17 protein-coding genes are annotated in these 19,590 nt (G+C 60.0%); 13 read left to right on the top strand and 4 right to left on the bottom strand.

What is annotated here, in order from left to right:
• Nucleotides 1-74: 74 nt before the first annotated feature.
• The 3 genes from AC1RUK_RS34080 to AC1RUK_RS34070 are packed head-to-tail and all read left to right on the top strand — an operon-like array spanning nt 75 to nt 2,927.
• Entirely contained in the window at nt 75-1,565 is a 1,491-nt protein-coding gene (locus AC1RUK_RS34080) for a DUF4331 family protein (protein WP_481840382.1), read from the top strand.
• Nucleotides 1,566-1,572: 7 nt separating this feature from the next.
• Nucleotides 1,573-2,718, top strand: a complete 1,146-nt coding sequence (locus AC1RUK_RS34075; protein ID WP_481840381.1) for a tetratricopeptide repeat protein — start codon at nt 1,573-1,575, stop codon at nt 2,716-2,718.
• A complete protein-coding gene (locus AC1RUK_RS34070) occupies nt 2,715-2,927 on the top strand; it encodes a hypothetical protein (protein WP_481840380.1) in 213 nt (70 codons plus the stop codon). Before AC1RUK_RS34075 ends, AC1RUK_RS34070 begins: the two co-directional genes overlap by 4 nt.
• 469 nt (nt 2,928-3,396) lie before the next feature.
• Here AC1RUK_RS34070 and AC1RUK_RS34065 read toward each other — a convergent pair whose 3' ends face one another.
• Complete coding sequence (locus AC1RUK_RS34065; RefSeq protein WP_481840379.1) at nt 3,397-3,696, bottom strand: hypothetical protein; 300 nt, start codon at nt 3,694-3,696, stop codon at nt 3,397-3,399.
• Between the two features lie 289 nt (nt 3,697-3,985).
• Nucleotides 3,986-4,891, bottom strand: coding sequence for an EthD family reductase (locus AC1RUK_RS34060; protein WP_481840378.1), 906 nt, complete (start codon nt 4,889-4,891; stop codon nt 3,986-3,988).
• Nucleotides 4,892-5,128: 237 nt separating this feature from the next.
• Here AC1RUK_RS34060 and AC1RUK_RS34055 point away from each other — a divergent pair, with 237 nt between their 5' ends.
• The 6 genes from AC1RUK_RS34055 to AC1RUK_RS34030 all read left to right on the top strand — a co-directional run bounded on the left by AC1RUK_RS34055 (nt 5,129) and on the right by AC1RUK_RS34030 (nt 15,237).
• A complete protein-coding gene (locus AC1RUK_RS34055; protein WP_481840377.1) occupies nt 5,129-5,890 on the top strand; it encodes an ATP-binding protein in 762 nt (253 codons plus the stop codon).
• Between the two features lie 30 nt (nt 5,891-5,920).
• Complete coding sequence (locus tag AC1RUK_RS34050) at nt 5,921-6,115, top strand: hypothetical protein (RefSeq protein ID WP_481840376.1); 195 nt, start codon at nt 5,921-5,923, stop codon at nt 6,113-6,115.
• 598 nt (nt 6,116-6,713) lie between these two features.
• A complete protein-coding gene (locus AC1RUK_RS34045; protein WP_481840573.1) occupies nt 6,714-7,118 on the top strand; it encodes a VOC family protein in 405 nt (134 codons plus the stop codon).
• Between the two features lie 659 nt (nt 7,119-7,777).
• On the top strand, nt 7,778-13,738 hold the full coding sequence (locus AC1RUK_RS34040; protein WP_481840375.1) for an AAA family ATPase: 5,961 nt from the start codon (nt 7,778-7,780) through the stop codon (nt 13,736-13,738).
• A 50-nt stretch (nt 13,739-13,788) separates the two neighbouring features.
• Complete coding sequence (locus AC1RUK_RS34035) at nt 13,789-14,415, top strand: response regulator transcription factor (RefSeq protein ID WP_481840374.1); 627 nt, start codon at nt 13,789-13,791, stop codon at nt 14,413-14,415.
• A 168-nt stretch (nt 14,416-14,583) separates the two neighbouring features.
• Complete coding sequence (locus AC1RUK_RS34030; RefSeq protein ID WP_481840572.1) at nt 14,584-15,237, top strand: response regulator transcription factor; 654 nt, start codon at nt 14,584-14,586, stop codon at nt 15,235-15,237.
• A gap of 21 nt (nt 15,238-15,258) precedes the next feature.
• On the opposite strand, the gene AC1RUK_RS34025 is transcribed toward AC1RUK_RS34030, so the two are convergent.
• Together AC1RUK_RS34025 and AC1RUK_RS34020 are read right to left on the bottom strand one after the other, a co-directional pair.
• Nucleotides 15,259-15,642 carry a response regulator transcription factor gene (locus tag AC1RUK_RS34025; protein WP_481840373.1) on the bottom strand — a complete coding sequence of 128 codons (384 nt, stop codon included), beginning with the start codon at nt 15,640-15,642 and terminating at the stop codon, nt 15,259-15,261.
• Between the two features lie 88 nt (nt 15,643-15,730).
• On the bottom strand, nt 15,731-17,233 hold the full coding sequence (locus AC1RUK_RS34020; RefSeq protein ID WP_481840372.1) for a PAS domain-containing sensor histidine kinase: 1,503 nt from the start codon (nt 17,231-17,233) through the stop codon (nt 15,731-15,733).
• A 449-nt stretch (nt 17,234-17,682) separates the two neighbouring features.
• On the opposite strand from AC1RUK_RS34020, the gene AC1RUK_RS34015 reads away from it, so the two are divergent.
• The 4 genes from AC1RUK_RS34015 to AC1RUK_RS34000 all read left to right on the top strand — a co-directional run bounded on the left by AC1RUK_RS34015 (nt 17,683) and on the right by AC1RUK_RS34000 (nt 19,574).
• Entirely contained in the window at nt 17,683-17,892 is a 210-nt protein-coding gene (locus tag AC1RUK_RS34015; RefSeq protein WP_481840371.1) for a DUF1272 domain-containing protein, read from the top strand.
• Nucleotides 17,893-17,911: 19 nt separating this feature from the next.
• A complete protein-coding gene (locus tag AC1RUK_RS34010) occupies nt 17,912-18,502 on the top strand; it encodes a HupE/UreJ family protein (protein WP_481840370.1) in 591 nt (196 codons plus the stop codon).
• An 88-nt stretch (nt 18,503-18,590) separates the two neighbouring features.
• A complete protein-coding gene (locus AC1RUK_RS34005; RefSeq protein ID WP_481840369.1) occupies nt 18,591-18,815 on the top strand; it encodes a hypothetical protein in 225 nt (74 codons plus the stop codon).
• Between the two features lie 162 nt (nt 18,816-18,977).
• Nucleotides 18,978-19,574: a hypothetical protein gene (locus tag AC1RUK_RS34000; protein ID WP_481840368.1), complete on the top strand. Its 597-nt coding sequence runs from the start codon at nt 18,978-18,980 to the stop codon at nt 19,572-19,574.
• Nucleotides 19,575-19,590: the final 16 nt, after the last annotated feature.

Here is a 19,590-nt window from a genome sequence, read left to right as displayed (position 1 = left end):
TGAGGGCGTGATCGTTCCAGTCGCGCCCTTGCAATTTCGCTAAATCCAAAACGAATGACAAAGCGGAGTGTGCCATGTCAGATCACATCGACGGGCCGAGGCAAGTCGGCGACCCTTCGGCCGATCTCACCGATCTTTTTGCCTTCACCAGCCCGGAGAATCCCGCCCGGATGGTGTTGGCCGCCGATGTCTTTCCAACTTGCGGCGTCGACGCGATCTTCTCCAATGCGATTGATCACTCGATCGTCGTTCGGCCTGTCCGGGTGGCAGGCCTCGGCGACGGGACAAAATTCGAGACGAGCGCCCCCGAGCTTCGTTTCAGCTTTCGATTCGACACTCTGGAACGAGTTGCGAACCAGAAGCCCATCCAGCGAGGCGTCTGCATCTTGCCTGACGGTCAAACGCTTCGCTTTGTGGCCAATGACGAAAACGGCTCATCTACGCCGGATGGTACCTTTCGCGTATTTGCCGGTTTGCGGTCCGATCCCTTCATCCTTGCGTGGCTGTTCCGCGGCAACACGATGACCCGGGTCCCAAACCTGCTTGAGCATGACAACGTGCTTTGCATGGTCGTCGAGTTCGATACGCGTGTGCTCACTACGGGCCGAGGCTCGCTGTTCGCGGCGATTGCTGAAACCACCCCACTGCCGCGGCAGGGTCTTATTGGAAATCCTCCCCCGCGTTTCGATTGGATCGGCCGGCCTGAGCAGACGAATATGCGTCTCGACAATCCGGCACTGGCCGGCGGTGACGATCTTCGCGACCTTTGGAACCAACAGACGCCGTTTGCGATTGGGAACGAGTTTCGCTCCCTTTTTCTCCAGCGCCTGAAGGACAGCCTTGCCAGCTGGGATATGCGTGACGGCAAGGTGGACTGGACACCGCCCGCACTGGCCGCCAATGCCAATATGTTTCTCGACGACTTCTTACTGTTTGATGTGACGAAGCCCATCACCGACACAAGCCATCTGGAGATCGAGAAGAGTACGCTCAACGGGAAGGCTTATGGGACCGGCGGTGGTAGGACGGTGAACGCTGACGTCATCGATGGCTTGCTGAGCTGGTTGGTCAATCGCGATCGTGAACCCTTGCGCAGCGGAACGACCAAGGCGACCAAGCCTGGCACGAAGAACTTTCCATATTTCGCAACGCCCAACACCGAACTTCAAAGCGTCGCCGACCGCATCGACCTCAACGCCACTCCGGACCAGGTCTGGGCACTCATCGGAGACTTCGACGCGAGCTGGCACCCGTTGATCGCCAATACCAATCTGATTGGAGGTGGTGTCGGCCAATTGCGCGTCATCGAAACGATCGACGGCAAGCAGATTGTAGAGCGGCTCGATGCGATCGACAATTCCGCAAGGTTTTATAGCTACACAAGCATCTCCGGCATTCCAGCGTCGGACTATACTGGGAGGCTCGAGGTCAAGCCGAACGGTACGGGAAGTTCTGTCGAATGGGGTGCGCAATATCTCCCGAAGGGTCAAGGCGATGTTGTGGTCAGAACGATCGTTTCGACCCTGTTCAAGACGGGGCTTGCAAGCCTGAAGTCGCGCTTCTAGGTGGCAAATGTTTGAAGCCCTGGATCTGCAGACGACCGACGGCGAAATTGCGGTCATCAATTTGGAGAGCGCGCGCCGGCGATCGTGGAATCGGTTCTTTGCAGATCCGCTGCGGGAAGGGGTCGCGGAGACCGTGGTCGAACACGAGCAGTTGACTGCGCAGTTCCTTGGCGACGTGCAAGCGCTGGATCGGCTTGAGGCCTTGGTGGGGCAACTCGCCCAAGTCGAGGCGACTTCGGCACGCACTGCATTGATCCAGGCCCAGGTGGCTTCGATGATGCATCGCTTTGCGGAGGCGAGGCACTTCCTCGCTCGAGCCGACATCGGCGGAGCGCCATCAACTGATGTCAATCGCGTGCTTTTGAATGTCGATCAGGCGTGCGGCGCGAACCTGGACAAGGTGTTGGATGAGCGACGCGAGACCGCGCGACAATCCAGTCGAACAGAAGATCTGGTGGCGCTGGGTGCGCTGCTGGCGGATCTGCGCGAATTCACCGACGCCGATCGCATCTATGGGCAAGCGTTGGAGGTCTATCGGGACGTCTCGCCATTTCCGGTGGCCTGGGTTTGCTTTCAGCTCGGCATGCTTTGGGGAGAACTCATTCCTGAGCCCGAAATCGACCGCGCGGCTCATTGGTATCGGACAGCCATCGGTTACTTGCCGAGCTACACCAAGGCACGCGTGCACTTGGCGGAAATACATTCGTCCGGCGGTCGAGCCAGCGACGCGGAGGCCGTACTCATCCCGGCCATCTCAAGCGGCGATCCCGAAGTGCGTTGGCGTCTCGCTGACGCGCTGGCTCTTCAAAAAAGATATGCCGAAGCAGAAGCGCAGATGCAGGCCGCCCAGTCAGAGTTCGAGGCTCTTCTTGAACGGCATTTGCTCGCATTTGCCGATCACGGTGCCGAGTTCTATGCCGGAAGCGGTAATAATTGGCGCCGAGCGCTCGACCTGGCGCGCGTCAACATGACGAACCGCCCGACGCTGCGCGCCTTCGAGCAGGCTCACGATATCGCAGTGAACGCCGGCGATACGGAAGCCGCATCTCAAATCCTCGCAGAGGCCATGATGCAATGGGGAGGCGCCACTCCTTTTCGGTCGTCGCGTCTCGCGACGTCACATTCCGAGGGATGGGAAGGAGCAGCCGCATGATAATCGATCGCCGAGAGTTCCTTGCCAGCGCAACCTTGGTTTTTATTGCCCCGGCCATCCGTCAGTTGCCGTCGAAACAAGCTTTCTCCGCTGCAAGTCAAAGCGGAGTCGATTTCATGATCCATGGATGGAGCGTTCAAGACGACTGCGCGGGAGCCAACCAAGTGTGGATCACCATCAGTAATTCGTGGCGGGCCGCGTGGCGATGAAATTGCAATATCTGTGATGCCCAATCGGCCGGTCAAGGCTGGAACGGCGTGCTCAGAGCCGGATCCGCCTTGTCATCCAAGCAAGAAAAATTGTTAAGCCATCATGCGGCGTTTCGGGCGAAGAACGGTCATTGTTGACAGACCGCGTCAACGCTATTCCTGACTCCCGAGCCCGGCTCCCATACCGCCAGTTCAGACCTAGGTATATATTACCCATACGCATATTGTGTGCGGCTCAACCTCTGTACAATAGATCAGTTTCAGCTCTGGGAATATTGTTGCCTACAAAAAGAACCCGGACTGGGCACAACAAGGAGAAACGCCATGACCGCGCCAATCCACATTACGTCCATGCACGCTTTATTGAATGCAATCGTTCAGCAGCTGACTGACGACTATTTGCCGGCGGTGCGAAAGCCGTTGCCGAGCGACCTCAAAGATCTGGTTGCTCAACTCGTTGCGCTCGAAGCTAGTTCGCGAGGATCAACCAGGCCCGGCCGCACCGGTCGGGCTGAGATGAGCAGGTTTTCAGATCAGCCGACTGCCGAACGTACAATTCGTCCGCCTGCAGCTCGAAAAGATAGCCGAGGCGATCCCCGAGATTGAGGTGAGCAACAGCTTCACCCTGGCAGCGGCAGGCCAACTGACCACCATGGAGGGCGCCATCTGGCCCGAGACGCGGGTCGCCGTATGGCAGTTCATCGAGAAGGTCTGGCAGGCCCGTCCCGGAAGATGATTTGCGCTTGGTCGCCTTCAACGGGCTGGTCATGATCAGCGGCCCGCCGGCCCGCGCGTGGCTCCCACGGCGTATCGCAGCCTGAGGCGGCATCCATCCAATTCTACTGCCAATCATCGCGGCCATTTAGCACTGTGGCATCCTCAGTCTCCTTAGCCTGGCAATCACCCCCAACAGCCGTCAAGCACCGCTGACACTCGAAGCGGCTGTGAGCAGGGCTACGCCCAATCACTCTGAAGGATCTGGTTCGGACCGCCGAGGTAAGCGTGATAATCCCTCAAAGCTATATCGGCTGCCTTGGGCGCAAGATCGGGTCTGGCGCTCATTCAACCGCCGAGACAAGAATCGTCACCCCGCCGGTGGCAAAATTCGCCAGATCGGCAACGACCGCTTTTCCTTCGTGCGAACCCAATGCAGTGCCCAATGCCGTCTCGCTTTCGAACCAGGCCTCGAACATCCGGTGGTAGGGTGGCTTGTCGCCAGTGGGCGTGCCCACAACTTTCGCTTTCTCATGGCGAAGGACACCAGACATCTTCGCCACGAGCGGCATGTGCGTCGCCGCATAGTAACTCTCGAATGCGGCCGGGTCAGTGGGATTGCCATATAGCACAGTGAGCTTGATCATCGTTCGCTCCCCAAAATTCGTCACACCAAGGGCTCTCAGCACCGCCTCGACAGCTTGGCGCGTCAGTTCCGGTCGGGTGCCTCGCTCGAGAATGCCGCGGGTCACCTGCAGCCAGATGCCCATCACGATGTCGACGGCGAGCTCCACGTCCTGCATGCTGATGCGGCCCTGGACGAGTGCTTCGGCGATATCCGCTTTGAGATTGGCGCGAACACCCCGGCCGAATTCAGTGGGGGACTGCGCGCTCTGAACGACAAGGCGCGCCCATCCGGTATCGGAACTCGCCTTTTCAAGGAATTGCGCAAACCCGAAAGACAGACGGTCTATCGGATCCTTGAGCTCGATTCGACTAGGCGTCAGCAGCTCATCAAAGCTCTCGCCCAGGCGGGCGCCCACCGCGGCGGCCAGTTCATCGATGCTCTGAAAGTGATAGTAGAAAGTACCCTTGGCGACTCCAGCTGCCTCGACTAGCGCATCTATCGTAAGGCCTTCAGGAGGCTTCTCGGCTAGCAGTGACGCTCCGGCTTCCAGAATCTGCGCCCTAGTCCGGGCCCGCCGCTCGCGGCCAATCTCCGCCCTGCGCGCCAAATCGATCTTTGCCATCTGTTATGCCTTCGTTGCATTGCTAGCTTGCGCCATTTTCGTATTGACCATATAGTCGTGTTGACCTTATTGCGCAATATGAAAAATAGCCCGCCGGCCTTGATCGACGCTCTTACGTCGATTCTGGTCAGTCGAGGGGTCCAAAAGGGTAGCCATTTATACGTCGGCATAATAGCGGGGCAGCTTGCTCTGTAGTCTGCTGCCCTGGGAGTAATGGCGAAAGGTCAGGAGGGAAGCATGTTAGAATACAATGCCTCGCAAGCCAGTCGTCTCGATTCCCGTGGATCGGACGCTCCTTACATGCAAATTGACCCGCGCCTGTTGCTCTCATCGATCGTTCACGATTTCAACAATCTGCTCACACCGGTTGTGAATGTCCTGGAAGAGTTGCAGCACCGCCGCGATAGCACGCGCAGAGAGCTCGGAAAAATCGATGCAGCCATCTACTGCGCGTTTCGGGCGAAGATTCTCGCTCGGCAACTGCTCGACTTTGCAAACCCGAGGCTGGCAATGCCCGAACCGACAGATATGCGCCAGCTACTCGCGCAGCTCGAGCTCGTGTTTGCGAGCGCTCTCTCGCCAGATATCAGAATGACCCTGGAAGTCGCCGACCGGCTTCCGCCGGCCATCATCGACCAAGAGCTCGTCGAGCGAGCTCTTCTCAATCTCGTTTTAAACGCATGCGACGCCATGCCCGCCGGCGGTGACCTCACGATTGCTGCCGACCTGGCGTTTCCACCTTCAAGCAAAACGGGTCTGCCACAACGGATGATCCGGCTTTCCGTCAGGGACAACGGCGTTGGCATGGAAGACTGGACGCTCAAAATGGCCGGCCAGCCGAATTTCTCGACAAAGGTAAACCGAAGCGGTCTCGGCCTGGCGACCGTCAGGCAGATCGTGGAAGGTCTGGGTGGCGGGCTCTCGATAACCAGCAAGCCCCGACATGGCACCACGATCGATTTGTGGCTGCCCGCAATGTGGGAGAGTTCGAGTAAATGAGCTGGCGCTAGCCGGGAAGGGAATACCATCATGGAAGTCTCTGCTCTGGTCGCAAGATGCCTGACGGCGCTTCAGGAGTGGGTGGCCCCGAGCTACAGGCCGGAACTCCATTATATGCGCGGCCCAGGCCCCGCATCTGCACAGCGCAAAATTGGGGTTGAACCGGAACCGGCGCGGCCCCTTCTGCGCAACTTTCGACGACAGGCGAGTCAATGCCACCTGTGATGAAGTCACCCGATTCAATCTTCCTCATAGCACGGCAACGAGCCCCAAAGCCGGCATGAAATCGGCAGCGCCGGCATGGCGCAACCTCAGTAACTCCGGCTGAAGAGCTATTGTTTGCCCCAAAAGAACACGCCGCTCGTCATGCTCGGTCCGTCGGATGTTCGCTGAATATGTGAAGGTACTGCTACAATGATGTGTATAAAATGCTGTCGCGTTTTTTACGGGCGACCCGTCCGATATTACTTCTGCTCAAAGATGTGTTGGGAGGCCGCTAAGACAAACACCCCATGGCGGATTCTCGCGACGGGTTGGGATGGGTCCGTCTGGCCGCCTGTTAAACTTACGACAGGATAGAATTACCCATGGGCATGTCGCAGCAATTGGATCTTCCGCGGGTTCAGTGGTAAACGATCCTCGAAACCCAGAGGTAAGTCGAGCAGTCCACCGGTGATGCGGTCAACTACCTTCCGGTCTATGCTGGCTGGCAGGGGGCTATCCGCAGGCTAGGGTTCTCGCCCGAAAAGTTGCTGTTCGACTACCCACTACATATGCCGGAAGTGCTATGAGGGGACCACTGTTCCACAAGATCGATTGCGTGATGCTCAAGGTGGCGGACCTGGATGCCGCTCTGGGGTTCTACTCCGAAGCCCTTGGGCATCCGCTTCTCTGGCGATCGCCAGAGGCAGCTGGGCTGGGAATGCCAGGAACGGATACGGAGCTTGTCCTACATACTGATCTGGGTCCCGAGGTGGATCTGCTTGTGGAAAGCGTGGACGCCGCGCTGGAGCGCTTCGTCGAAGCTGGCGGCGCGATAATCAAGAAGCCGTTCGACATCCCGATCGGCCGTTGCGCCGTTGTTCGCGATCCGTTTGGCAATGCCCTGGTCATGCTTGACCAAACCAAGGGCACCTTCGTCACCGATGTGACCGGGCAAGTGGTCGCGTCGAATAAGTCCTGGCGACAGGTCGGCGGATGTTACTGGGCTTCGTCGGCCATTCCCTAAGGCGGGTAGCGCGCTACCCTGGTTGACTAGTATGCAAGGTCACCGTCGCGAGGAACGGCCTTGTTAGCCGTTTGATCAGAGAGTCCGGCATGGTAGAAAGGCAGGCAGTGAACTCGCGACCCTGCTGGGATACGATTGGGCATCATTTTCCTGGAACCACACTTTTTAGCCAAGAAATTCTAGGCGTGCGCGGATGGGAGCGTGGCTCTCCCGAATAATTCACTACAGAAAGACCGGAATCGCGTTTCGGACTCCGCGAGGTAGCTGGTTTAGAAAGTTTGCCCAAACGGCTAGGCCGGTATACCTCGGCATAATACCGCCGGCAGCCGCAGCAGTGTTAATCTCACTGCGACCTCTGGGATCCCCCCGCCAGGGGCCAACCTGCCGCGCCGGTTTGCACTTTGACCGCAACAACATGCCCGCTTAACCGGCGCGGTTACCCTTCTAAGGGCGTCGCTCGAATTTTGTCACGACCCTATTTGACGAGCCTCCTCTTCGAGCGAGAGGATGACCCCGATCGCCGGATTGGATCAGCTTTGTAGGATTCCCGCGAGCGGAGCGCGTTGACACGAAGCAGAAGTGATGGAACCCTGACTAGAACTGCTGATGCCGGTCTCGGAGTTGGAGGCGCGGGCAGATGCGAAGAAAGCGGTGTGGTTATGGACGACACCGTCCAAGGCGTCCGGAAAAGGCGCGCCAGGAAAGTCATAAACACCAAGCAAGGCGCTGCCGATTCTGGACGGCAGACGATACAGACTGGTCTTTTTGAAGGGCACCCGGTCGTCTGGCACGAGGGCGATCGCATCTTCACGCGCCAAGTGCTCCAGGATCAGAAAGCGGGGCCGCAGCCCGTTCTGGTCGTGCGGCTCGCGGCCGAGCTCCCAACCCGCGCTAGCCTTGACAGGCTCGCACATGAGTACGCGCTTCGCGATGAGCTCGACAGCGCATGGGCAGCGAAGCCGCTGGCTTTCAACAAAGAAGCCGGCCATAGCACACTTGTCCTGGAAGACTGCGGCGGCGTGCCGCTCAGCCAGTTGCTAGCACCGCGAAAGGAGGGAAGGGCGATCGAGCTTTCGACCTTCCTGCGGCTTGCTATCGGCATCACCGCAGCGGTCGGCAAGGTCCATGAGCGCGGTCTCATTCATCGGGATATCAAGCCGGCGAACATCCTGGTGAGCGAAGCAGACTTTCAGGTTCGACTCACCGGCTTCGGCCTGGCGTCGCACCTTACGCGCGAGCGCCAAGCGCCCGAGCCTCCCGAGGTGATTGCCGGCACCCTGGCATACATGGCGCCCGAGCAAACGGGCCGCATGAACCGCTCCGTCGACTCGCGCAGCGACCTCTACTCGCTCGGTGTTACGTTCTACGAGATGGTGACCGGTGGGCTGCCGTTTTCCGCTGCGGACCCCATGGAATGGGTGCACTGTCACATTGCCAGGCGACCCGTCCCGCCGTCAGAAGGTGCGACGAAAGTGCCGCGCGCTGTCTCGGCAATCGTCATGAAATTGCTCGCCAAGAACGCCGAGGAGCGTTACCAGACCGCCGACGGGCTGGAAGCCGACCTGCGGCACGCCCTGACCGAAACGGAGGGTCGCGGGTGGGTCGAGGAATTTCCACTCGCTGCCCAGGATCTGCCCGACAAGTTGCTTATTCCTGAGCAGCCATATGGTCGCGAGGGTGAGATCGCCATCTTGCTTGCCGCCTTCGACCGGGTTGTTGCTGCGGGCGGGCCTGAGTTGGTGTTGGTTTCCGGCCCGGCCGGCGCCGGCAAGTCGACGGTTATAAACGAACTCCATCGCGCGCTCGTGCCATCGCGCGGGTTGTTCGCATCCGGCAAGTTCGACCAGAACCAGCGGGATGTTCCCTACGCTAGCCTGGCACAGGCGCTGCAGGGGCTTTTCCGGCCACTGCTGGGCAAGAGCGATGCCGAGCTCGATCCTTGGCGCTCAGCACTCTCTGCAGCTTTGGGCTTCAACGGCGGGCTGATGGCGACGCTCGTTCCGGACCTAGAGTTGCTGATCGGGCAACAGCCGCCCGTCGCGGAGTTGGCACCACAGGATGCAAAGCGTCGTTTCCATTTGATCGTCAGACGCCTGTTGGCGGTGTTTGCCCGACCGGAGCATCCGCTGGCGCTGTTTCTCGACGACCTTCAATGGCTTGACGCTGCGACGCTCGACCTGCTCGAGGATCTGACCACGCAACCGGAGGTGCGTCACCTGCTCTTGATCGGTGCATATCGCGACGACGAGGTCCCGCCTACCCACCCCTTGATCCGGCGGCTGACCGCGATCAGGCAAGCTGGTGGACGAGTGCATCAAGTTGGACTGACTCCGCTAGGGCTGAACGATGTGAGTCGGATGCTGGCTGATGCTCTTCATTGCGAGGGCAATCGTGTCCTGCCACTCGCGCGACTGGTGCACAAGAAAAGCGCCGGCAATCCCTTCTTTGCCCTTCAGTTCATCCTGGCCTTGCCGGAGGAAGGGCTGCTTGGCTTCGATCGTGCCCACAGGCGCTGGGATTGGGACCTCGAAGGCATTCGGGGGAAGGGTTATGCTGACAATGTTGCGGATCTGATGCTCGGTAAGCTCAGGCGCCTGCCAGCCCCAACGCAACGTGCCCTGCACACGCTGGCCTGCCTTGGCAATCACGCGACGATCGATACGCTGACCATGATCCGGGGCGAAAGCGACGAAGCTGTGCACGCGGTATTTTGGGCTGCGGCACGGGCCGGGCTCGTGTTGCGCGAGCAGGTGTCCTACCGGTTCCTCCACGATCGGGTACAGGAGGCCGCCTACGCGCTGGTTCCAGAAGACGAACAGGTCGTGGCGCATCTGTCGATCGGTCGCCTGCTCCTCGCTCGCACTCCTCCGGAGGCGCTTGCGGAGCACATTTTCGAGATTGTCGGCCACCTCAATCGAGGAACGGCGCTCATCATGTCGGGCAAGGAGCGCGAGCGCCTCGCCGACCTGAACCTAGCTGCCGCCCGCCGCGCAAGGTCGTCGGCGGCATACACTTCAGCTCTGACCTATGCAGGCTTGGGAGCCGCCTTGCTGCCAGACGATGCATGGGATCGGCGGTATGAGCTTGCCTTCGCGCTCGATCTGCTGAGAGCCGAGTGCCTGTTCCTTACTGGTTCTACGGCGGAGGCGGAGGCGCGTGTCGCGCCCTTGTCGCGCCGTGCCACCAGCCTGACTGACCTTGCCCGCGTCACCCGGCTGCGAGTGGACCTTTCCATGAGCCTTGGTCGAAGCGACCTGGCCATTTTGGTCGGGCTCGACTACCTGCATCGCGTAGGGATTCGGTGGACAGCTCATCCCACCAGAAATCGGGTGCGGCGCGAATACACGCGGCTGTTCCAACATCTCGGAGACCGCCCGATTGAAGCATTGCTCGACCTGCCCTCAATGGCAGATCCGGTCGCACTGGCCACCATGGATGTCCTTACCTCGCTCGTAACCCCAGCTTTGTTCACTGACGAAAACCTGCGCTGCCTCGTGATCGGACGTATGGGCAACGTCAGCTTGAAGTACGGCAACAGCGACACGACGCCCTATGCCTACACCGCGGTAGGCACCGTTCTGGGACCTTACTTCGGCAAGTACGAGGCGGGTTTCCGGTTCGGCCTTCTCGGGTTGGACCTGGTCGAACAACCTGGAATGGACCGCCTGAAAGCGCGTGTCTATCTCGCTTTCGGCAACCTTGCGAAGTCCTCGCCACGGCATGTGCGGACGGGCCGCGCACTCGCTGAACGCGTCTTTGACGCTGCGCAGCAAGTGGGCGATCTCACATATGCAGTGCTGAGCCGCAACAATCTTCTGACCTATCTTCTTGCCGGCGGTGAGCCGCTTTCTGAGGTTCAACGTGACGCGCAAGCCGGCCTGGACTTCGCGCGCCAAGCCGGCTTCGGTGTGGTCGTCGGTTTCATTACAGGACAATTGCAGCTCATTCGAACGCTTCGTGGACTGACGCCGGTGTTCGGTTGCTTCAACGACACAGGTTTCGACGAGCTTCAATTCGAGCGCGATATGGACGGCAGGCCGGGTAGCTGCTTGTATTGGATCCGCAAGCTGCAGGCGCGCTGGCTTGCCGGCGACTACGTCGCCGCGCTCGCAGCGTCCGCGAAAGCGCGAGGCCTCCTCTGGATGACCCCTGCCATTTTCGAGCGGGCGGAATACCATTTCTACGCCGGCCTTTCGCTGGCCGCGCTTTGCGACGAAGTCTCGGCTACCGATAGCTCTCAACACCGGAAGGATCTGCGTGGCCACCGCCGGCAGCTTGAGGAGTGGTCAAAGCACTGCCCTGAGAATTTTGGGAGCCGCGCAGCGCTGCTCGGAGCGGAGAGCGCGCGATTGGACAAGCGGACGCTGGAGGCTGAACGCCTCTACGAACAAGCCGCTCAGCTTGCCAGAACGAACTTGCTGCCTAACGACGAAGCGATCGCTTATGATCGCGCTTCAGCCTTTTACCGCAGGCGCGGGTTCGATCAGATTGCCGCGCTTTACCTGCAGAATGCTCGCCGCTCCTATCAGCGCTGGGGAGCCGACGGTAAGGTTCGGCAACTCGACGAGCGCTTTCCACAGTTTCGGAACGAAGAAACCGCAGCCGCTGCGACAGGGACGATCGAAGCACCGGTGGAACATCTCGACCTCGCCACAGTGATCGAGGTTTCGCAGGCTGTGTCGGGCGAGATCGTCCTTGAGAGACTTGTTGAGACAGTCCTGCGGATCGCACTCGAGCAGGCGGGGGGTGAGCGAGGCCTACTGATCGGGTCGCAAGGAAGCGAGCTGCGTTTGATGGCGGAGGCCAGCACGAATGGCAACGCGATCGAAGTCGATTTGTGCGACGAACCCGTCGAGTCTGCCAGGCTGCCAGGATCGGTGGTCCGCTACGTCGTGCGCACGAAGGAAAGCGTGATCCTCGATGCCACCACTGGCAACGAAGCCTTCGCTGAGGATCCATACCTTATTCAGCACCCTGGGCTGTCAATTCTATGCATGCCGCTGCTCAATCAAAGCGCCTTGTCAGGTGTGCTCTACGTCGAAAATAAACTCGCCTCTCGCGTGTTCGCGCCGGCACGGATGGCAGTGCTGAAAATACTCGCTTCGCAAGCGGCAACTGCGCTCGAGAATACCGGCTTGTACCGTCATCTCGAAGAACGCGAAGGTCGGATCCGCCGACTGGTCGAGGCCAACATCATCGGGATTTTCATCCGGGATATTGATGGCCGAATTGTCGAAGCGAATGAGGCTTTCCTCAGCATGGTCGGCTATGGTCGCGAAGACCTTCTCGGCGGACGCCTATCCAGCCCGGAACTGACGACGGAGGAATGGCGGGACCGTGACGCCGCGGCTGAAGCCGAGCTGAAGTCCGCCGGCAGCGTTCAACCATTCGAAAAGGAGTACCGGCGCAAGGACGGCTCTCGCGTGCCGGTGTTGATTGGCGAGGCAAGCTTCGAAGGAAGCGCGAACCAGGCTGTTGCTTTCGTACTCGATTTGTCTGAGCGCAAGCGGGGAGAGGAAAGACTTCGAGCGAGCGAGTCCCGCTTCAGAACATTTGTCGATCACGCGACCGACGCATTTTTCCTGCATACCGACGACCTGACCGTCATAGATGTCAACCGGCAAGCCTGCGAAGGCCTCGGCTACAGCCGCGAGGAGCTCATCGGAATGCATCCGCGCGAGTTTGATGGAGGTCTCGACCAAGAAGCACTGACGAAGGTGGTTGATCATGTGGATTCCGGACAGACGACGACTTTCGAAACTCTCCACAGGCGTAAGGATGGGACCATTTTTCCGGTCGAAATTCGCGCCGGCAGATTCCAACTGGGACAAGAGTGGTTTCGTCTTTCATTGGTGCGTGACATCACTGATCGTAAGCAGGCGGAGAATGCCCTACAACTCGCGCAAGCCGAGCTGGCTCATGTCAGCAGGTTGACCATGATGGGTGAGCTTGCGGCTTCCATCGCCCACGAGGTCAGACAGCCTCTCACCGGTCTCGTCGGCAGCGGCAACGCGGCTCTTCGTTACCTGGATGCGGATCCACGCGACATCATCTCCGCTCGTCGCGCTGTGGAGCGGATGGTCAGTGATGCATTCCGAGCGTCGGAGGTCATCGACCGGATACGGGCAATGGCCAAGAAGTCGCCGGAACGTCGCGAGTGGTTGAGCATCAATGAGGTCGTTTTGGAAACGATCGCTTTGATAACCACGGACCTGCAACGCGCCACCGTCTCGTTAACCACCAAACTATCGAACAATCTGCCCGTGGTTCTGGGGGACCAAGTCCAGTTACAGCAAGTCATTCTCAACCTGCTCATGAACGCCAAGGATGCGATGGCGGCTGATCCGATAGGATCACGCGAGCTCACGATAAGCACTGAGCAGCAGGTCGACGACACTATCATGGTGACTGTGCGTGACAGCGGGCCGCCGATCGACTCTGCGAAAATCGAGGAAATGTTCGAGGCGTTCCACAGCACCAAGCCAAAGGGCATGGGGCTCGGCCTGACCATCAGCCGGTCGATCATCGAGGCCCATAGCGGTCGGCTCTGGGCCGAGCCAAACCGCCCTCGCGGGGCCGTTTTCCAGTTCACGTTGCCAGTTGAGGCGAAAGCGCATTAAACTTCGGCGTCCGGCCTGCCGGCGTGATGGTTCGAAGTTGGGGCGCCTGAATGAAGGATGTTGTCTACATCATTGATGATGACGCGTCGGTCCGGGAGGGCGTAGGGGATCTCTTGCGCTCCGTTGGGCTTGAGGTGCAGACCTTCGCTTCGGGTCAAGAGTTTCTGGACACAAAGCGCGCTGACACTCTTGGGTGCATCATCCTCGATGTCAGGCTGCCGGGGCGGAGTGGGCTTGAAATGCAGAAAATTCTCCAGAATCTGAGCATTCAGCTTCCCGTGATTTTCATAAGCGCCCACGGCGACGTTCCGATCTCTGTGCGGGCAATGAAATCCGGCGCCATTGAGTTTCTGACGAAGCCGCTGCGTGAACAGGAGTTGCTCGACGCAGTCCATGCCGGGATCGAGCGGGACCGCGCTCGGCGGGAGGAGGCCAAGCTGATCGCCGACCTCCGCACGCGCTACGATTCCTTGACGGCCCGCGAGCGAGAGATCATGCACTTGGTGGTCACCGGCAGCGTCAACAAGCAGATTGCCGGCCAAGCGAATCTGAGTGAGGTGACCGTAAAGGTCCACCGCGGTCACGTTATGCAGAAGATGCGGGCGAAGTCTCTCGTTGACCTGGTCCGCATGGCGGACAGCTTGGGCGTTACGGCACGGCCGGCGCGGGCCAAGTAGCGCCGGTCGGCGACACGAGATAGATCGCGACCTTCAGTTGCCGTGCCGGCTCGGTCGGCTCCTCTCGGCGCCGCATTCCTAGCACCCGCGGGCGATGGGGATGGTGCTTGATGGGCGCAAGCCCGAGTGTCATAATTTGTGCGGAGGATATAGGGGTTGAGCATCGAGATGGCCCACCCACAGTCGACCGTTGTCGTCATCGACGATGATCCGGCAGTCCGCGAGACGCTCGGCAGCCTTGTGCGATCGGTAGGCCTGCAAGCGGAGCTGTTCGGCCACGTGCGCGAATTCCTCGCCGGCGCCCGCCCAGAGGGGCCCGCCTGCCTCGTGCTCGACGTCCGGCTTCCCGGACGCAGCGGCCTTGAATTCCAACGGGACCTCGCGGCCGATAACATCCATATCCCGATAATCTTCATCACCGGGCATGGTGACATCCCCATGACCGTTCGAGCGATGAGGGATGGCGCGATCGAGTTTCTCACCAAGCCATTCCGCGACCAGGACCTACTCGACGCAATACAGGTGGGCCTTGAGCGGGACCGGGTGCGGCTGGATGACGAAAAGTCCTTGACCGAGCTGCGCGCCCGCTTCGAGAGCCTCGGTCAGCGCGAGCGCGAGGTCATGGCCCTGGTGGTGGCGGGACGGGCGAACAAGCAGACTGCCTACGAATTGGGCGTCAGCGAGATTACGGTCAAAGTTCATCGTGGGCAGGTGATGAGAAAAATGAAAGCTGCCTCCCTGCCTGATTTGGCGCGAATGGCCGACAGGCTGAACATGGGGTTTGAGCGATCGCACGAAGGTGTCAACTCCCGCAGCCCGTAGCCATTCACACGCTCAGCGGGCTCAACGGCTGCAGATACCGTTGCTGAGAGCCGCACGGAGACAGCCGAGCAGATCGCCTTCCGCAAAGGGCTTAGGCAAGTAGCAGCGCACTCCGGCGTTCAGCGCGCGCATCCGGATCCTTTCATTGGGGTAGGCGGTGATCAGAATGGTCGGAATAGTCCTGCCGGCCCCCGCAAGACGTTCATGCAGATCGAGCCCGCTCATGCCGGGCATGTTGACGTCCGCAATCAGGCAGTCAGTACGGCCAAGATGGTCGGAGGCCAGAAAATCCTCCGCAGAGCCAAACGCCTCGGCGGAAAATCCCACCGATCTAATCAGACCCTTGGTGGTTTCCCGAACCAACTCGTCGTCATCGACGACCGCAATGACTGCCTCTCGCTTCAACCTCGGAACTCTCAATCTCGCGCCAATCGCCACGCGCACTGCCGTGCATGTTTCTAATCTACTGAGATCGTTAGCTGATCAAAAGGCGCTACGAATTATACGAAGGTATAGTCGGCGCGGCTGCCTGGCTCGCTTCGGCGGCGTGCCTGGTCTGCGCCTGCTCTCGGGGAAGCGCGATTTCGAAGCGGGCGCCGCGTGGTTCATTCGGGCGAGCCGAGAGCTGCCCCCCATGCGCTTCCACGATGGACCGGCAAATCGACAGCCCCATGCCCATCCCGTCCGCCTTGGTCGTGAAGAAGGACTGGAAGATGCGGCTGACAGTCTCCGGATCGAGCCCCGGGCCTGAATCGTGCACCGACACGACGACGTTCTGCGCCTCGTCGTTTCCGGAAGTGATCACCAGCTCTCGCGGCTCATGATCGTGCATCGCCTCAATCGCGTTGACAACAAGGTTGAGGAGCGCCTGTTGCAGCTGGACCCGGTCTCCCTGGATGGGTGGCAAATCGTCGGCGAGCCGGGTATGGAGCACGACGCGATTTCGCTCGATATCGCTGCGTGCCAGCGCGATTACATCGAGCACGATGTCGTTAAAGGAGAGCCGATCCATCTTGACCGGAGACTTACGGACCAAAGCGCGGATTCGACCGATCACTTCGGCCGCGCGGTTGCCGTCCTTCAGAATGCGGGCAAGCATCTGCCGGGCCTCATCGAGATCCGGCGGCTGCCTGTCCAACCAGCGCAGCCCGGCACCGGCGCCATTCACGATGGCGGCGAGCGGCTGGTTGATCTCGTGGGCGATCGAAGCGGCAAGCTCGCCCAACGTGCTCATGCGCGCAACATGCGCGAGTTCGGCTTGTGCGAGTTGTAGGGAATTCTCCGCCTGCTTGCGCTCGGTGACGTCGTTGTTGGTCTCCAATACGCTGGACGGGTGGCCTTGCCGGTCGCGCTGCAAGGCCCATCTGCTCGCCACTACCACCTCCGAGCCGTCGCGCTTGGTATGAACGATTTCGCCGTCCCAGCGACCGAGGGCGTGCAGTCCCGCATTTATCGCGGTGAGCGGTGCGGGAAAGCGCGTCTTCAACAGGTCGTGCGTAACCCGCCCGACGGCTTCTTCCGCGCTCCACCCATACAATTCCGCCGCGCCGCGGTTCCAATAGGTAATGACGTCGTCCATGTTGCGGACGAAAATCGTGTCCTGCGTCAGGTCGAGAAGAGCAGCCTTCTCGCGCTCGCCTGCTTGCGCCGATTGGCTCTGCAGGACGAGATATGCCGTCACTGCGATCACAGTGCCCCTGATAGACATACGCAGCAGGGCATCTTCAGTCGGCCCGATCGGAGGCGAGATCAGATAACTCAAAACAAGAAGTGCGAGGCACCCGGCGGCGACGAACACAAGATTCCGGCCATAGCAAAAGCGCGCGGCCAAGAGCACGACCACGACGTAAAGTAGCGGGTAGGAGATATCATTTGGATTGATCGTGTCGGCGACAAAGGTCCCGGCCGCCATCGCTGCGGTCGTGAGGCGAAGGAGCACGGCGGAACGGTTCCGTCGTGACGCCGCGGGCGCGGATTGCACGGTTGCGAGCTTCAAGACTCCGCTCCAGCGCTGTTCAGGTCATTTTACACTGCAGCGGCGTACCAAGTCTATGTGAGTGCGAGTGTGCGCAGGAGGGAAGCTCGATGCGTTCCGTGCAGCGCCAGCCAGGTTTTTTTGAGACCCAGCGTAGGCTGCGGGCTGCGCTGCCGGTAGTCGGGCGTTTCCAAGCATGCCCAGATGAAGTCCATCACAGGTGCAGCGGGCCGCCACTGCCGCTCATCCCTTGATACGCAGTTCGATAGCGGCCAGTCCGGGCTGACGGCTATGCCGCTCGCACGAGGTAGCCGGTCAGTCTCGGTATACATAAGTATAACTTCGGCAGCGCACCCGGCTGACCGCGTGATGCGCTCTTTCGTTTTCCACTGGAGCAGTTGACCAACGTGACAATGGCATGGAGCCTCGGCGATCCATAGTATTTCAAGCCGAAGGACGGAGCCAGTTACATGCCGGAGCGGCTATATCTACAAACAATCTGCATGGACTGCACCCGAAACGTTTTGGGCGGCGCCTGCCCGAATAGCGGCGGAGAGTTGTCCCCGCGCCGCAGACGGCCCGCAAGCAGGCTGCGGAAGAACCAGCCTTCGACCATGTGGGCACGGCGTGACGTTTGCTCTGCCCTGCGCCGGAGCCTGTCCGACATTCCATTACCTTGAACGAGAGGAGTCCCCCTTCATGCGGCCTTCCACGAAACGCGCAATACTCTCGACGATCGCTCTCGCCGGGGCAGTCTTGCCTGCCCAAGCCCATGTCGGCGCCGGGCTGACATCGTCCTTCTCGGCCGGTTTCGGCCATCCACTCTCCGGCCTCGATCACGTGATCGTCATGATCGCAGTTGGACTGTGGGCGGCCCAGAAGGGCGGTCGCGCGATCTGGGCGTGGCCGGCTGCCTTCGTCGCTGTGATGCTCGCTGGCGCCGGCTTCGGCATGGCGCATGTTCCGGTGCCGTTCGTCGAGCCGGCGATCCTCGCCTCGATCGTTGCGCTCGGCCTGATGGTTGCGCTCGCCGTGGACCTTCCGGTGCCGGCCGGCGTCGCCATTATCGCGGCCTTCGGCTTTTTCCACGGCCACGCGCACGGAACGGAAGTCATGGCCGGAACCGGCGGGCTCGAATACATGGCCGGCTTCGCAGTGTCCACTGCGCTGCTGCATCTTCTCGGTTTAGCCGCCGCATTTGCTCCGGGTTCGCGCTTGCAAGGCCTGGTGCGCGGGGCGGGCGCAGCTTGCGTCGCGCTTGGTGCCGGCCTTGCGCTTGGCATGATTTAGAGTCGGAGCCAGGACGCCCGGCGAACTTTGGACGTCAACGATTGGGCTCAAACGCCATGCGTTTTGAGCTCGCGGGAAGGATGGGAAGATGAACTACGCAAAAGATCCGCGGCGCGAACAGCTCGTCAATCTGCGCCAATGGAAGGCCGAACAAGAGCGCAACGCAGCACGACGGCCAGCGTTCATCCCCCGCTCGCCGAAGGGCCTTTGGTTGCTCTGCGTTCAGCTGGCTGCCAGGCCGAACCCATTATTCGTCATGCTTTTCGCATCGGGCAGTTGCATCATTTTCATGTTGACTGAATGGTCGAAATGACTTATTAGCTCAATTTGAGAAGCGGCCTGATTGATGGCTCGAAATGATGGAGATCACGATGGCGGCCTCGGCTCTCGGCGACATGAAGATAACCAAGATTATCTCTGAAGTGCGAGTGTCCGCCGGGATTGGGTTGCTCTGGCCCCCGCAGTGTGAACCGCCATGTTGAAATCGTCCCCCAACTCTCCTGACCGCCTTCTTGAATCGGAAGCCACGATGCTTTCTGGACCCGGGGAGGTCACGCGTGAGTACGTCGACAACATGCTTCTCGCCGCTCTGCAGGAGGCACATTCAGTAGCGCGCTCCTATGATACGAAGGCGCAGATCGTCGGCGTCGGCTACATCCTCGCCGTCAATCTGGCGCTGCATTTTGGCGATCTCCTGCCGGCACATCCGGCGATCGGGCCGCTGTTCTATGCGGGTGTCTGGGGGATAGTCATCATGCCGATCGTGCAGTTCGGCCAGGTCCTCTATCCGAGCAGACGCCGCGCGGAGAGGGAACTCAAAAGCAAGATATCCGGTGCTTCGGCCGCTCCGCCGATCTACTATGTGGATCCCCAGTCCTTTGCCGATGTCCGTGACCTTGTCCACCAGGCGTTGAAGTCCGATTGGACGTCGGTGCTTGCCGCTGAATTACTTATGACCTCGCGCGCCAGGGTGATCAAGCAGACGCGGTTCCATCGCGGCCTCATGATGGCTGTGGTCTCTTTCATTGCGCTTGGTGGAAATCAATTGCTACTAAGTATAGGTATAATATAGATCGCGCCAGCGTGCT

This window comes from Mesorhizobium monacense, from assembly GCF_056781675.1.
The sequence above is the reverse complement of the archived record's forward strand: the minus strand, read 5'-3'. Positions and strand labels throughout refer to the sequence as shown.